Genomic DNA, 15,606 nt, shown 5'->3' on the forward strand with positions numbered 1-15,606 from the left:
ACTCTTTAATCGTTCATCTATTGACGTTTAAATAGCAATCTAACATTCTAATAAGTTCGTTTGAGTCGAAGGGTTTTATTAAAAAATTAATCCCTTCTTGTAATTGTAATTCTTTTTTTGCAATCTCCGCGCTGTAACCGCTCATATAAATGACTTTTAATTGCGGGGATTCTTTTAATAAACTTTTTGCTAACTCCCAACCATTTGTACCTTTGGGTAAAATCAAATCAGTCAATAATAAGTCAATTTTATCGCGATTAGCATGCCATAATTTTGAAGCGGTAGAGGCATCCTCTGCCTCTATGATTTGATAACCACAACGTTTCAGTATTTTAGATATTACAAAACGTAATGTGCTCTCATCTTCTACTACTAAAATGGTTTCATTATTTCCATGGACGATTTTGAAGTCTTGTGATTTATTTTGTACATTGATTGTGTTCTCTATCTTTGGGAGGTAAATACGAAAGGTTGTCCCTGTACCCACTTCGCTATACACATTAATCCAACCCTGATGTTGCTTTAAAAGCCCATAAACCGTTGAGAGTCCTAGGCCGGTGCCTTTGTCCACGTCCTTAGTAGTAAAAAAAGGCTCAAAAATCCGAGGTAAAATTTCTGGTGGTATGCCTGAACCAGTGTCACTTATACTAATACATACAAAGGCTCCAACTCTTGAACCAGGCGATTGGAAGATAGTTTCTTCATCAAATCGTTTAGTACAAGTTTCGATAATAAGTTCGCCACCATTTGGCATTGCATCACGTGCATTCACAATTATGTTGATAAGAATTTGATCTATCATTGTTAAATCAGCATGAATAAATTGCCTTTTTTTGGAAAGCTTAAATTTTATTTTGATATGCTCGCCTAAGATAGCCTGTAACATTTTTGCTACGTTTTTTATAATTTCATTAGCATCTTTCTGGACCAGTGACATTTCTTTCTGTCTGCTAAAAAGCAATAATTGGCGAGTAAGATCAGCTGCTCGATTGGTTGCATTATCTATTTCAGCCATTATTCCCGCCTGCTCAGGGGATAACTCCGAGTCTGTTTTTAAAAGTTCTGTGTTACTTTTGATAACAGCGAGTAAATTATTAAAATCATGTGAGATACCTCCTGCTAAGTTTCCGACTGCTTCCATTTTTTGCGCTTGATAGAATTGATCTTCTAATTTTCTAAAAACTGTAATGTCTTCGGCTACCCCGACAAAACGATATCTCTCATTATTTTCATTCATTATTTGGAAACTTCGGGCTCTAATCCACCGCAGGGTACCGTCTTTTCGAATAATGCGGTAAGTGATATTATAATTTTTATCAATATCATAATAAGAATTTTCAACACGTTGGCGATCTTCGGGATGTATTGCTTCTAACCATAAGCGTGAGTCTTTATACAGATTTTTAGCGGTATATCCCCAAATTTTCTCAAAACCTGGACTTATGTAGATTATTTTGCTTTTCATGGCATCTGATACCCAAAAAACCTCTTCAATAGTCTCAACCAACTGGCGAAAAAGTAATTCCGATTCCTGTAATGCTTTTTCCATTTCCAAGCGTTTGGTAACATCCGTTCCAGAAACTACTATTTTCGTAACCAGTCCTTTACTATCAATTATTGGAACAAAGGTCATATCAAGAGTTAACATTCGATATTCAGTTAAATTGATACAAAAATCTGCTCGTATAATCTCACCTTCTTTCGCACGCTGTAAAACCTCTCGAAGAGAGTTTTGAGTTTTTTTAGAATATAGCCACCAATAAGTATCAACAAAAGGTTTGCCGATAATGTCTTCGCGTCGCAAATCTCCCAGGTCTAGGGTGGTTTGGTTTACATCCAAAACAATACCATTGTTTGTAATAATTCCAACGAAAGTAAATAGGCTATCAATAATTTCTTGAAAACGGCTATCTCTATGCAACTCACTTCGGTTGAACGTAGTTCTTCCAAACTCCGAATCCCTTAACTGTTTTAACTGTCGAATCCACCATTTTGTACGTAATCTTTTCAGTTCTATCGTGGCAATTTGCTCTGGGCGCAACAATAGATCCGGCGGTTGGAAATAGGGATTGGGAGATATTAAACCGTCAATCATAGTCAATGGGTGTGTCAGTAATACGTCATGAATTAATGAAAGGTCAAAAATATCTTGCGTATATTGACAAAAAACGACACAGCGTTTGTCAATCAAAAAATCATTCAGCAGCGCCTCTAATTTGATCAAATGCAGACTATCAATATTTTCACCTAATACCCAACTCATTTCAGCGATAAGCCACACGCCTTTAAAACCGTCTTCCAAGGCTAAAGTTTCAACCTTAGACAAAAAATTCATAAATAATTGTGTATCTATTTGACCTGATTTCAGATAGGCATCCCTTTTGGTTAATATTTTCAATGCCCCACGATTTTGTTCATCTACGATGTTAATACCTGTATTGGCAAAGCTTTGGATTATTTTTTCAACCGAACTATCGGCTGCTACAAAAAAACAACGATTTCCATTCTTTAAACCTTGAGTGATAAATTGTGTCCGCTGTTCTATCTGTTCACTACCATTTTTATAAATGGAACAGATATGATCGTTGTATTTCAGAGTTTTCAGTTCTTGTTGCAGGTCGTCACCCATTACGACTCCATAACTTTTAGTCCATAACTGAGTATAGCTAAACTAAAAAGGTATCTAGCTCTAAAATCAATAAATATAGTATATTCAGCGAGTTATGGAAATTATTAGAGCGCAAGCCGCTGATATTATTAATATTAATACTTAATCAAATTAGCCCTTCGAACCAAAGTGCCGGAGTGCAAGAAGGGCTGGTAGGAACACCTTCTAAATCGATTAGAGATTCCTAACAAATCTAATAACTAGGCTCACCAGAAATAATAGGCAGTTAACAATTTTAATGGTCATTGTGAAAGATTTAGCTTGTTATCACTAGGAATAAGAGCAATATCATGGGATAATTATTGGCCAATATCAATAATATTTATCTAGTTGTATGAAAATAAAAGCAATTTATTTAACTATCTTTATTTTTTTTCCTGTCGTTTTATACGCTAATACTAAGACTTGTCCTTTATCAAACGGAATCAATGTACACACCACTAAGCGAGTTTTAACTATTTGTAAACAGGGCACTGTAATTAAGACGTTTAAAGTAGCTCTCGGATATAAAGGCGTCGGTAAAAAACACACAGGGGATAATAAAACTCCAATTGGTTTATATAGGTTAGCGTACCCAAGAAAATCCAGTCAATTTAAAGTCTTTATTCCAATTCTCTATCCAACTACAAAGCAATTAGCGTCAGGATATAGCGGTGGAGATGTAGGGATCCATGGGCCAACTCAGTCATCTGTTGGGTTAAATTGGTTAAACAACCTACCCTACTCAACGCGTGGATGTATTGCTGTTGGCAAAAATAACTACATCGAGTATGTGGCTAGTTGGGTAAAAGCCAATCCCGGGGCTAAGATTTTAATTATTTAAATTTAGACGAGAAGCGTAGTCATATCTCAGATTAATCAACTCGATTAAAATTCCTAGGACTTAGGCTAGAGTTATTATTTCTCTCTTTGTTTTTTAGTTTTTCTTTCTTTATCGAAGGAAAAAAGGCTCTTTCTCGTTGCAACTCTGTGCTCATGAATGTGGTATGTAATTTTTCTCGAATAAACCGTCTAGCAAAACGGCTTAACCCCGATTCAGTGCTGCGAGTTACACTCTTTAGTTCTCTAGTAAAGCGCGAAAAATCTTCTACCTTTTCTTTATCTTGGGTGCATCTAGCTGATAAGTAAGCCTTATTTATACCACCTTGCCATAAATCCAAACCAAGTTCATGGTGCTTAGCCATGCTGGTCGCGGTAACAAGAATGGGAATTTTATCTTGTTTATTAAATTCGGTTATAAATGTTTGAATTTGGTCAGTGGTCGAGGAGGTGGTATCCAATACAAAAACCTGAGGATGAACACTCTCTTTTAAAAGATTAGCTAGTACCTGTACAGCAGTATTAACTTCTATATTTTCCTTATTAATGCAAGGATTATTATCAGCATAATAAACTACAGGTTTTTGCAATTTATCTATCGTTTTTTCATTAATATAAGTAAGAGAAAATTCATTAATAATTCTTATCCCTTTTTCCAGAATATCATTAAGATTTTCTTGTAGAGAGGGGTAATGATCAATGTGTTTGGAGTTGATTTTTAATTCCTGCGAAATTTCATCAAAGCATTGAACTATTATTTCCTGGATATCTAGTTTTTTCCCCTTAATTTTATGCGCGTAAATTATAGGAATAATATGTTTAAAGCAGATTTGACCGGCCAAATAGTTCAGCGGAGGTAAGCTAGCATCCTCAGCTAACTTTTGGTGCACTATCTTGAAAGAATTTCTCTTATACATTTCTTCAGTCCAGTCGCATCGAATAAATTGATTTATATCTAAAGCCTTATTCCAGGTTAGTGCAACTTCAAAGTAATTCCATAAATCGCATCCATAAGGCGTTGCCATATTGGTTTTTGAGTTAAAAACTTTTCTGGCAGCATAGAGCGGAGCAAATAGTGCACTCATTCCGGCGGGCGAATAATAATTTTTTTGTGTGAATTCATTATCACTGTCTTCATCACTCGTATCTTCTGTGATCAGTGGATTTTTCTTTAATAAATATTTCACAGCTAAGTCTTGCGTTTCACATAAACTTCTTGTTAGATATTCAAGATCATTGCTATCTGAAATATCCGGTAATTCAGAATTAGAGTTGATAATTTTTAGATAAACCAACATGATTTCAGAATAAATAACATTGAATTCGTTGTCTGATTTATGTTTCTCATCGAAACTAGGGATTGCATGGTTAATGGCATCAATTAACCAAATTTCCTGCTCATCATTTAAAGAATAGATTTTTTCTTCATCAAAATTATTTTTAAGAAAATAATTAATTTTATTTTTGTCTACAGGTATCGATTTATTGCCACTTTTGTCATAGATAATTATAATGTTTTCGATTTCATTAAAGTAATAGTATTTTTTTAGTGCTCCTTTTTCGATTTTGATTAGATTTTGTCTATCTATATCTGTTTTTGATAAAAATACCTTAGGCTTTTTCGCTGCCACTTCCAACACTGAACTAACTTCTTTCCTTGTGATAATTTGTGAAGTTTCTTTTCTATTATATAGATTAAAAAGATATTTATGAGCCTCTCCACAAAGCTCACCCCCAAGAAAGTTCCTGACTAACAAAGGGTCTTGAGCTTTTTTAAACTCTAGCTCATTAAGTGCTGTATTTGTTTCTTTAATTCCCTCTATAACACAATCAATCCATTCTTTATTAGGTGTAAGTCCTAGTGATAATCTAACTCCAGTCTCAACCTCAGATAAGGTAGGCGTTAAAAAACCAAAACTTTGTCGTCTTTCTATGAGGGGATAGAGGTTTTTCGCCTTTAATTTCAAATTAATTTGAGCAATCATTAAATGAGTAATAAATTCAGGATAGCCCTTTGGAATTTCCTTACCGTCGCGATTAAAGTCCACTCTTCCTAAACCTTCCAGATTAATGGCAGGAAAGGTAATTATGAGGCAGGGATAATTAGCTCTCAGTTGCTCTCTATTAACATTAAGCCAATCAAATTTTTCCAAGGCTAATTGATTTACTAATATTTCAACCACTTTATTTTTATGGACTAATATCCTATCTCTTAATTCATTGAGATTTTTATTATTTCTTTTTGTAGGGATATAACTCGTACGGGAGCTGCTTTTTTTGGGTATATAAGAAATAACTCTATCTACACGTGAAGTATTTGCCCCTACACTGTAAGGGTCACCGTCCTCTGCTAACACATCACTAACATTTTCACCAAAGCGGTTTAACTCATATTTTAAATTATATTTGGTGCCTGTTTTGACTGCTATCGCCTCAAGTATCGCTCTTAATTCTTGATTGTTAAATTTTTTACCCTCTATTATCTTGAAGGCAATTTTTTTCTTATCTTCAATGGAAGGATCTATAATTACTAATTTTCCTTCGATATTAACTAGAAGTTGTTGGTTCTCATCTATGGCTATTAAAATTTCAGTTTTATCGTATTTTTTCTTATTTACTTCTGATAATTTGCAGCCTATTATTTTTTTGCCATCAGCATGCGTTTTATAACACAAATGACCGTCCTGAGATCGGCGATAAAAACGCTCTCTAGCGGGTGCACTACTTGCAATTTGAACAGACTTTGTGTTTATTGGACCAGGCAAGGGGGAAAGCCTATTATTTAGCTTTAAATCCTCAAGGAGATTTAGATCTTCTGTGCGACTAAAATATTGCTCTAAATCCCTTAGATTATCGTTGTAAATTTGAATTTTTTCTTGTAATAAAACGCTAGTTTCATTTCCAATAACCATACGATCAATATCGCCCAGTATTTTAAGGATGTTTTTGAATTCTTTTAAAATGCCAATGTATCCTAGCCTCATAGCCTTTAAAATTATTTTTTGTTTTATTGTCGTTAGATCATCGTCCGCGTTTAGTTCAACGTCAAAATTTTCTACAGAACCGTCTAAATAATAAAATTGAACCACTATTTTATTATCAACAAAGTGGTAATAAAAAACATCTTCCTTTTTTTCTGAACTATCTTCATTAATTTCATAAGTCGAGATAAAGTCAGACATATTATTAAGTGTTAATTTATCCAAAATAATTTTTAATTCAACTTGGATTTCGTCGATGCTTTTCAAAAAGGTTCCCACCTAGTTATCTATTAAAAATTTTAATAATAACGTAGAAAAATTAAAGGAATATTAAGAACTGACTAAAGAAGCTAGCGTTAAAACTCCCTATGCTGTTGCGCAAACCGGAAAACAAGCTGCGGTGAAGTATAGTTATGAATTCAGCAAGCCATCAAAGCGTTTATAGAAGAGAATAAGTCTGAGTTCAATTTGCTGTTTCACCATTCTCTGAGGATGGTTGTTTATTAATCAACCGTTTAAATGTCTCTTCACAGATTGGCTTTTCGTCTCTGGTTTGGAAGTAGCTCAGGGGGGTAAGAAGAGCGATATCAATATTTAACGCAGGACACAAAGTTACCCAGTCTGCATAACACTGCTCATCAAATTCATTCATGCCATAACCTGTCTGTGCATTCCCTAATTTGCAATAGGCGATGGAAGCCATTGCATTGATAAGTTTTGGACCCGCTTCTCTGTAAAGAATATCTTGCCCTTTTTTGTGAAACATAAAAGTAGTACCACAGTAGACGAGAGCGGTTTTTAAACCCGCTTGATAGCGATCAACATATTCAGGGTAATTAATATCTTCTTCATGAATACGTTTATCCGTTTGCGCTATGCGGCCTTGAGCAAAGTCTTGGTAAAACCAAATTAGTCGTCTAATCGCGATGGCTGTATTTAAATGTACTTTTCCTGGTGTTAAAGCGCCTTCATGTCCCTCTAAAAATTCCGTATCGTAACTTTGATTTTGAGCTAAATGAAACGCACTAAATAGTCGATCGGCTGAGGTTTGAGTTAAGCCAAAATTGGTTTGATGATTCAATTTAATTCGATTTTGTAATGTAAGCTCTAAGATATTTTTCCAGTGGTCTAAATCTGTTCTAGCTTCATTAGTGGATATGGAATAACCATTCATTTCCGTGACATTGGTTGAATCTCCGCTGCTTTCTTTGAGGATCATAGCAAGAAGATGCGCCCATTTATAGGCAGTCTGGTCGTCAAAATAAATATGATGAGCGTTGGCTATCTGTTGATAAACAGCAAAATGCTGGAACATAAGCAGCCTCAGATGAGGATGTATCGCGTTACACTGGCTATCGCTTTCTTCCTTCATGACGTCAATGACCTGTTGAGTAAGGAGGTCAATCTGAGCTTTATCAGGCAAGCCAGTAAGATCAGGCAGCCAACCCCCATCGACAGGATCGTGCGATTTCGTTAAAGGGAGATGGTCCGCTAGCGAAGGCGGTGCGTTTTCCTCGAAATTGGGAGAGGTAAATGCCAATAAGGGAGCTAAAAAAAGAATTCTCAGTATTTTAATCGATTGCCTTTTCATATCACACTTCACATTAATGTCATTTCTTCTCCTTGAAAGGTAGTTCGTCCTGAGTTAAAACCAAGATAAATAGGTTCATTTTAGAGAACACTTCGATAAATGCTCACGGTATTTGTTCATTATAGACGCTGAAACGGTGAATATCTTGGGAATAATGGAAAAGACGAGCTATTGAAGGAATAACCAGATCAAGATATCGTTTGTGATAAACAACGTTTTTTTTTCTTAAAAATTGCGTTAGGACATAAAAGGAGCAAAGTTCATGGGATTGTATGACAGCCTATTAGTTCACTGTAAATGTGGTAATGAAATTGAGCTTCAAAGTGAAGCGGGTAATTGTGCAATGTATCTATACAACATAGAAGAGTGCCCTTTAGAAATCCTAATCGATTTAGAAAAGGAAGAACATTACTGCGATCGATGTAATAAAGGTTTTTTCATAAAAGTACAACATTCTGCCCATTTGCTTTGGAATTAAAGGCCTTTTATCGCGTCAGAATACTTTTGAAATTTAACCGGAGGTTATTGTCAGTTTACAAAAGGATCAAAAGGCATAAATGCTTGAAAGGGAACGTTGTTGTGCATATTTTACACTTTTGTATTTAGCGAATATTGAGAGTCATTCGAAGTGCTATCGATACCTGTTGGAGAATAAAAAGGTACATGATTAACAAAGACAAATGGGACAAATTGGCCGAATGGATGGTAAAGCTTCATATCAGTGAAGCCGAACTCATCGAAAAATTTATCCTGGGCAGTGGTAAGGGCGGGCAGAAGTTGCATAAGACAGCTTCGACGGTCTACTTAAAGCATCTCCCCTCGAACTTGGAAGTCAAGTGCCAGGAATCCAGGAGTCAGGAAGATAACCGCTATTTTGCAAGAATGCGTCTTTGCGAAAAATTACATTCCATAATCAGCGACGAAAAGACAAAAGAGCAGCAAAAAGTAGAAAAAATAAAACGGCAAAAGAAAAGACGCTCAAGACGTTCTAAGCAAAGAATGTTGGATGAAAAATCCAAGCAAGGTCATCTTAAGGAATTGAGAAAAAAACCTCAGTCTCGGGAGTAAAATTTTGCTGTGATGGCTCATTTAAATGAGTTTTTGACTCATTAAAAAATCATGGGCAACTGTTTGCGGATTCATTTTTTTTACATCCACCAAGTAATTTAAATGTTGCATGGTTTTATTATCAATTTTTCCCAGCAAAGGCCTTAATACCAAGGCAATTTGAGGATATTTTTTAAGAACAGAATTACGGATGATAGGGGCAGCATAATAAGGTGGATAAAAATGCTTATTATCCTTTAATATGCGTAAATGAAACTCGGGAACTCTGCCGTCGGTTGTGAAGACTTCGATAATTTGTACATCACCATTCTGAATCGCTTGATAGACGAGATCTGGTTGCATTTGTAATATTTTCTTAAAACTAAGTTGATAAGTTTGAGTGAGGCCTGGCAAACCATCCGCGCGCTTAAGAAACTCGGCTGTGGCAGCGAGGATAAGTTGATCGTTGAGCTGGGTTAAATCACTTAAATTCACTAAATGATATTGCTGAGCAAATTGTTCTTTGACTGCTAATGATTCGTTATTATCAAAGCCGAAAGGTTCTAACCATAGTAAATCGTATTTTTTCAGGTAAGCTTCGCGAACAAAGCTATAAGTTTCTTGTGGACTTATAACCTGTTTTTTTTTAAGTACTACCAGATAAGCAGTACCGGTATATTCAGGATAAATATCGATTTGGCCGGCTAGCAAAGCATTTTGTAATATGGTCGTTGTTCCGAGATTAAATTTTTTGATAATACGCAAATCAGTTTTGGCTTCCAGTAATTCTGCCATTAAATAACCTAATAAATATTGTTCGGTGAAATTTTTGGTTCCTATGACCAGTGAATTTTTGCTATTTTTAGCGAAAGAGATTGAATCATAAGTGACAATGAAAATCAGGGTGCCAACGATAAGACTTACTAAGATAATTTTTGTTTTTTTAAAACGCAGTTTTAAACGTCGTCGTGGCGATAATAAAACAGCGAGAGTTGCTATAACGTAATCGATAGTTAAGGCAAGTAGAGCAGCAGGAATTGCCCCTAGCAAAATGAGTCCAGGATCATTGAGTGATAAGCCTTGGGTAATAAAATCGCCTAAGCCTCCAGCGCCTATAAAAGCAGCGATTGTGGTAATACCTATTGTCATTGCCATAGAGGTTCTAATGCCCCCCGTGATAACCGGCAATGCAAGAGGGAGCTCAACAAGATATAAGCGTTGCCATCGTGTAAAACCCAGGCTATTGGCAACCTCACGGTAGATAGGCGAAACTCCTTTTAAACCCGTATAAGTGTTGCTGGTAATGGGTAATAAAGCATAGACAATGAGAGTAATCAGCGTAGGAATCAATCCTATTCCGACAAAAGGAATTAAAAAACCAAGCAATGCAATACTGGGTATGGTTTGAAAAATATTGGTCATACCCAGTATGAAACCTCTTAATTTGGGCAGGCGTGTAATAAGAAGCCCTAAACTCAGGCCAATTAGGATCGCTATGAGCATCGCCGAGACAGATATAGAGATATGCTCAATTAACTTGGTATGTAATTCAGATAAATGTGATCTTATAAAATCCCAGTAATTATCCATTTAATTATTTGTTTTATTATTAAGTAATTGTTTAACAAAGTCGGTAGCCGGGTGAGCCAATACTTCTTCTTTTGTTTCAATTTGTTCAAGATAACCTTCATGCATAATGGCAATTCGGTCTGCTAAACGAAAGGCTTCATTAATGTCGTGTGTTACAAAAATAATTGTTTTATTGATTTTTTCTTTTAAGGCGATGATTTCATTTTGCAATGCCTCTCGAGTAATGGCATCTAAAGCAGCAAAAGGCTCATCCATTAAAATGTAATTGGGATTGACTGCCAAAGCTCGTGCTACGCCAACTCGCTGCTGTTCGCCTCCTGATAATTCATCGGGATAGCGGTTATAGTATTTTTCTGGTTCTAGATTAACGAGCTGTAATAATTCGTTGATACGTTGCTCGCATTGTTTCTTTGGCGTTCTCATCAATCGCATGACAATGGATATATTTTTAGCCACAGTCATGTGAGGAAATAAACCAGTATGTTGAAATACGAATCCCATAGAGCGGCGTAATTGGACTTTGCGATATTTTTCTATTGATTTACCGTCAATTTCTATCCAGCCGGAAGTCGGTTTAAGTGTATGATTTATTAATTTGAGTAAGGTGGATTTTCCGCTGCCTGATGAGCCAACTAAAACTAAGGTTTCTCCATCGACAATAGATAAGTTAATGTTTCTAACCGAATAAGAGGCTTTGCCATCAAAGGATTTGGAAACATTATGTAACGTAATCATCGCTAATTTGGTTTCCTCTAACAACATCTGTTTTTGTTTTAGCCTATTAATAGATAGTTGCAAAATTACAATGGACATGCAATCCCTTTGAGGAAAAGTATAGTTAGGTTAAGGAGGTTATTTCTAGAACATCAATGCTTAAGCTTCATTTAATAAAAAAATGTTAAAATTTGTAATTTATTGATCAATATAAGCCCCTATGAAATCTAAAAACGAAAGTACTGGCAAAAGAAAAGCAAGCGAATTAGAGCTAGGCCAATTAGGTAAGCAGCAAAGCTTAGAAGAAGAGGGAGTAATGGAAATTAGTCAGGAAGAATTCTATCAGCAAAAAGCGCCTAAAAAGCAAAAAGAAATTCCTACTAGACAAGCTAATAGCTCTAAAGAATCGCTATCTTCTATACCGATGGAAGAGCTACTGAAGTTAATGTTTTCTCAAACAGAAGATATATCACTCACGCAACTGAATCCTAATCTATATTCATCAATATTTTCGCCGCTGAATGAGGAACAACAGAAAGGAGTTCTGACTCAAACAACAGAGATCAGCAGTGCAGACCTACAATTTATTACTATTGATGATGAGGAGCCGGATCTAATCTTGCCTCAAACAAGGGAGCCAGGAGAGTTACAAAATGCGCAAGTACCAACACTGACTATCGATGACGATGATGAGGAGAAGGAAAAAGAGAAAGAATTGGCGACAGAAGATAGCAGTTTTCCTAGGACAATGCCTGCACAAAGTCCTACACCAATTTTCTATCTTGATGATAATAAATCCATTGAAGAGTTAGAGAATTCGATTAACTTATCAGTGAAAGGGGTTAGCGTTAAATTTCATTACAAAGCGGGCAAAAAAGATAGGCCAGATCTGGTTTACATTGCGCCTGTGGATATCATTTCATCGCAGCAAACTCATTACGGTGTTTATGCGAGGAGTTTCATCAAAAAGGGAACGGTTTTATTCGAGTACACCGGTGAAAAAGTTTCCGATGAGGAAGATAATGATGGGGAGAGAGACAGAGATTATTTTATGCTTTTGAGACACAAGCAAAAAATACTTGATGCAAAATATCAGGGAAATGGTTCTCGTTTTATTAATGATTCAACCGCTCAGGAAAATGTCGAATTTAGAGAAAAGAAAAAGAAAATGTTGGTTATTGCTGCCAAAGATATGTTTGAGGATGAGCAATTATTGGTTAGCTATGGTGACACTTATCAATTTGGCTTTAAACCGTTTTTTTTACACCCTTCAGATAACTTCAGATCTGCTCAGAAAATTTTTGAAGCGAATAAAGATTACTATCATCCTGTTGTTTATAATTTTGCAAACTGTCCTTATGATCTTAGTCCCTTAGGTATTTCGAAAGAAGATACTGCTTATATAACTAAACCTCTTTATGACCTGCTACACAATAAAAGTATCATAAAATATGATTCTTTTTCTCATTTGCCGTTGCCGATTTTAAAAGTAAAAGATGGACAATTCATACCACTTGGGCAGCAAGAACGCATCACTTTACTTTTGATGGCCGCCTATTTGGGCAAAGCAACTGTTTTGAAGAGGTTACTCCAGAATCCTAAAATGGATACAACGATTCAGCAAGCAATGTCAGGCCGAACTGCACTGCATCTTGTTTGTTTGGGTACTTCGCTGGATAGAATTCCTCGAGACGTAAAAAATCGATTAGCTGCTTTAGAGCTGCTTCTAACAACACCTTGCTTAGATTTCAAAGATGGAAATAAAAGAGCACCTATTTTCACTTTGATTGATAATGCTTCCTCCTGTTATTTAGTGCATTTTCTGCATTGCATTAAACCCTCCTTTAATAATTTCCAAGGTCATAAAAAAAATGGGTTGGACCCATTTTTCTATGCATTAAAAATGCATAAAAAAGACCATGCGTTAGTTATTCTTCAATACATGGAAAAAATTGGAAAATTATCTAATTATGTAGAGTATGTAAAAGAATTTGTGCGTAAAAAACTTATATTTACTAATGGTCACTTTGATCTCAGTTTAATTGCCGATTGTAATGAGGTGCTTGAAAAAGTCGGCATCCCTAAAATGATTGTTAAAGTGCCTAATCTTTTCAGGCCTCGAGTAGCCATTTCTAATGACCGAAACAAAGCTTTTCGAGAGGATTTGCAATCAAATTCGGCCGCACAGGGTAACTAATCTAGATAAGAACTGGTTTGACAGGTACTGCATGCTATGCCAGTCTTAAAACAACTAATTCAAGGAAGATTTCTATGGCTAAAGTTCATGCTTATGCAGCTCATAAAAAATCCGGTCAACTTTCACCTTTTGAGTATAATTTAGGTGAAATTGGTCCCGAACAGGTCGACATAAAAGTAGAATCCTGTGGTGTTTGTCATTCGGATCTCTCAATGATCGACAATGAATGGGGGTTGGCCAAGTATCCTCTTGTTCCCGGGCATGAGGTAGTTGGTACTGTCAGTGCAATAGGGGATCGCGTTAAAAATGTAAAGGTTGGCCAGCGGGTAGGGCTTGGATGGTTCAGTGGAAGTTGTATGTATTGCCATCACTGTCTTCGCGGCGATCATAATCTTTGCGACACAACAGAACATACCATTGTAGGAAGGCACGGAGGTTTTGCAGACTTGGTGCGCTGCGACTCAGTCTGGGCAACTCCTTTGCCTGACCAGCTGAAAGCTAGTGATGCTGGTCCTTTATTATGCGGCGGTATCACCGTATTTAACCCAATTGGACAATTTGATATTCGTCCAACACACCGCGTGGCTGTGATTGGAGTGGGTGGTCTTGGTCACCTGGCGCTGCAATTTCTTAATAAATGGGGATGTGAAGTGACTGCGTTTTCGTCTACAGCGGCTAAAGAAGCTGAAGCCAAACGTATGGGCGCGCATTATGTGGTGAATAGCAATGATAGCAAGGCGCTTCAGAAACTAGCTAAGCGATTCGATTTTATATTGAATACCGCTAATGCGAATCTTGATTGGCCAGCTTATCTCAGTATGCTAGCTCCACGTGGACGATTGCATATAGTGGGTGTTGTTCCGCAGCCTATTCCTGTTTCAGTGATGTCGCTAATTTTTCCTCAATGCAGTTTATCAGGTTCCCCACTTGGAAGTCCTGCGACCACTCTCGATATGCTTGATTTCTGTGTGCGCCACAACATTCAGCCTTTAACAGAGCATTATGCTATGAAAGATGTCAATAAGGCAGTTGAGCATTTACGAGCCGGAAAAGCACGTTATCGTATTGTTTTAGATAACTAATTTAGATATCTCTAAAAAAGGCTAATCCCTCACTTGAGGGTGAAAAAATTCATTAAATTGCTTGTTACAGTGGCGGGTAGTGGAGTAACCGCCGCCACCTAAAATAATACCCTAGTTTTGTTATCTTACTGCTCCATTTCTTCGTGTCACTTCAGTTTTGCGCAAGAGACTCAACGATTTACAGAGGATCGGAGTAAGACCATATCTCTATGAATACGCCACATAAACAAAATCATTAAAAAGGGAATGAGAAAGAGACTAACTACCATAATCGTCATTATTAAATTTAAAGCAGCAGGACTGAGTTTGACTTTATCTAACATACCAGACAATTCTTGAATTTGCGCAGCATTTTTCTTAATCGTGGCAGAACTTTGCTCAATAGCATTAATATTGGCTTGGATTGCTGTTGTGCTTTGAGCGATGATTTTTTGATTATTGTCGATAGCCGCACTGGCTTTTTGAATAACATCATGGTTTTCGCGGATAGCTTTAGAGCTTAGCTCAACAACATCTTTATTGGCAGTAATCACACGACTGCTTTCTTCAACTGCTACTTTATTGGCCTCAATGGCCTTTGTACTGGTTTCGACAGCTTGGTGGTTGCCATTAATTGCAGTTGTACTTTGTTCGACGGCTTCGCGGTTGCTGTTGATAGCAGCTGTACTTTGGTTGACCGCTTGGCTATTGCCATTAATTGCTGCAGTACTTTGCTCGACTGCTTGATGATTGCTGGCGATGGCTTTGGTGCTATCTTCCACGGCTTGGCGGTTATTGCCAATTGCATTGGTGCTTTCTTTAACTTGATCCACTAGCTTACAACCACTTAACATGACAATGAAGAAAAGAAGTGCCAAAGCAACTAAGCTTTTAAGGAATGATGCAATTGTTAGATTTCCTGTCATAATACCGCATCC

Annotated in this window: 11 protein-coding genes; 5 read left to right on the top strand and 6 right to left on the bottom strand. The window is 36.6% G+C overall.

Annotated features, from left to right (window positions below):
- Positions 1-13 precede the first annotated feature (13 nt).
- A complete protein-coding gene (locus Ldro_RS05525; RefSeq protein WP_058495410.1) occupies positions 14-2,629 on the bottom strand; it encodes an MEDS domain-containing protein in 2,616 nt (871 codons plus the stop codon).
- 373 nt (positions 2,630-3,002) lie between these two features.
- Here Ldro_RS05525 and Ldro_RS05530 point away from each other — a divergent pair, with 373 nt between their 5' ends.
- Complete coding sequence (locus tag Ldro_RS05530) at positions 3,003-3,491, top strand: L,D-transpeptidase family protein (RefSeq protein WP_058495411.1); 489 nt, start codon at positions 3,003-3,005, stop codon at positions 3,489-3,491.
- Positions 3,492-3,522: 31 nt separating this feature from the next.
- On the opposite strand, the gene Ldro_RS05535 is transcribed toward Ldro_RS05530, so the two are convergent.
- Positions 3,523-6,735: a hypothetical protein gene (locus Ldro_RS05535; protein ID WP_157066463.1), complete on the bottom strand. Its 3,213-nt coding sequence runs from the start codon at positions 6,733-6,735 to the stop codon at positions 3,523-3,525.
- Between the two features lie 196 nt (positions 6,736-6,931).
- On the bottom strand, positions 6,932-8,059 hold the full coding sequence (locus Ldro_RS05540; RefSeq protein ID WP_058495413.1) for a hypothetical protein: 1,128 nt from the start codon (positions 8,057-8,059) through the stop codon (positions 6,932-6,934).
- Positions 8,060-8,321: 262 nt separating this feature from the next.
- Between Ldro_RS05540 and Ldro_RS05545 the strand changes: the two genes are divergently transcribed.
- Entirely contained in the window at positions 8,322-8,537 is a 216-nt protein-coding gene (locus Ldro_RS05545; RefSeq protein WP_058495414.1) for a hypothetical protein, read from the top strand.
- 185 nt (positions 8,538-8,722) lie between these two features.
- Entirely contained in the window at positions 8,723-9,127 is a 405-nt protein-coding gene (locus tag Ldro_RS05550) for a peptide chain release factor family protein (RefSeq protein ID WP_058495415.1), read from the top strand.
- A 21-nt stretch (positions 9,128-9,148) separates the two neighbouring features.
- Here the strand turns inward: Ldro_RS05550 and Ldro_RS05555 are convergent, their stop codons facing one another.
- Positions 9,149-10,696 carry a glycine betaine ABC transporter substrate-binding protein gene (locus Ldro_RS05555; protein ID WP_058495416.1) on the bottom strand — a complete coding sequence of 516 codons (1,548 nt, stop codon included), beginning with the start codon at positions 10,694-10,696 and terminating at the stop codon, positions 9,149-9,151.
- A complete protein-coding gene (locus Ldro_RS05560) occupies positions 10,697-11,509 on the bottom strand; it encodes an ABC transporter ATP-binding protein (protein WP_238583977.1) in 813 nt (270 codons plus the stop codon). It abuts the gene before it with no gap.
- A gap of 121 nt (positions 11,510-11,630) precedes the next feature.
- On the opposite strand from Ldro_RS05560, the gene Ldro_RS05565 reads away from it, so the two are divergent.
- Positions 11,631-13,607 carry an SET domain-containing protein-lysine N-methyltransferase gene (locus tag Ldro_RS05565; RefSeq protein ID WP_058495417.1) on the top strand — a complete coding sequence of 659 codons (1,977 nt, stop codon included), beginning with the start codon at positions 11,631-11,633 and terminating at the stop codon, positions 13,605-13,607.
- Between the two features lie 74 nt (positions 13,608-13,681).
- The gene (gene ahr / locus Ldro_RS05570) at positions 13,682-14,689 is read left to right on the top strand and encodes an NADPH-dependent aldehyde reductase Ahr (protein ID WP_058495418.1); all 1,008 of its coding nucleotides are present in this window, start codon (positions 13,682-13,684) and stop codon (positions 14,687-14,689) included.
- Between the two features lie 170 nt (positions 14,690-14,859).
- Here ahr and Ldro_RS05575 read toward each other — a convergent pair whose 3' ends face one another.
- Positions 14,860-15,594 (bottom strand): hypothetical protein, encoded by a 735-nt coding sequence (locus Ldro_RS05575; RefSeq protein ID WP_058495419.1) that lies wholly within the window; start codon positions 15,592-15,594, stop codon positions 14,860-14,862.
- Between the last annotated feature and the right edge of the window lie 12 nt (positions 15,595-15,606).

Source organism: Legionella drozanskii LLAP-1, assembly GCF_001467585.1.
Taxonomy (GTDB): domain Bacteria; phylum Pseudomonadota; class Gammaproteobacteria; order Legionellales; family Legionellaceae; genus Tatlockia; species Tatlockia drozanskii.

What these genes read in the sequence shown, in the direction of transcription:
- Ldro_RS05530 (WP_058495411.1), top strand. Translation starts at nt 3,003, where the DNA reads ATGAAAATAAAAGCAATTTATTTAACTATCTTTATTTTTTTTCCTGTC.
- Ldro_RS05540 (WP_058495413.1), bottom strand. Translation starts at nt 8,059, where the DNA reads ATGAAAAGGCAATCGATTAAAATACTGAGAATTCTTTTTTTAGCTCCC.
- Ldro_RS05575 (WP_058495419.1), bottom strand. Translation starts at nt 15,594, where the DNA reads ATGACAGGAAATCTAACAATTGCATCATTCCTTAAAAGCTTAGTTGCT.
- ahr (WP_058495418.1), top strand. Translation starts at nt 13,682, where the DNA reads ATGGCTAAAGTTCATGCTTATGCAGCTCATAAAAAATCCGGTCAACTT.
- Ldro_RS05550 (WP_058495415.1), top strand. Translation starts at nt 8,723, where the DNA reads ATGATTAACAAAGACAAATGGGACAAATTGGCCGAATGGATGGTAAAG.
- Ldro_RS05545 (WP_058495414.1), top strand. Translation starts at nt 8,322, where the DNA reads ATGGGATTGTATGACAGCCTATTAGTTCACTGTAAATGTGGTAATGAA.
- Ldro_RS05565 (WP_058495417.1), top strand. Translation starts at nt 11,631, where the DNA reads ATGAAATCTAAAAACGAAAGTACTGGCAAAAGAAAAGCAAGCGAATTA.
- Ldro_RS05560 (WP_238583977.1), bottom strand. Translation starts at nt 11,509, where the DNA reads ATGTCCATTGTAATTTTGCAACTATCTATTAATAGGCTAAAACAAAAA.
- Ldro_RS05555 (WP_058495416.1), bottom strand. Translation starts at nt 10,696, where the DNA reads ATGGATAATTACTGGGATTTTATAAGATCACATTTATCTGAATTACAT.
- Ldro_RS05525 (WP_058495410.1), bottom strand. Translation starts at nt 2,629, where the DNA reads ATGGGTGACGACCTGCAACAAGAACTGAAAACTCTGAAATACAACGAT.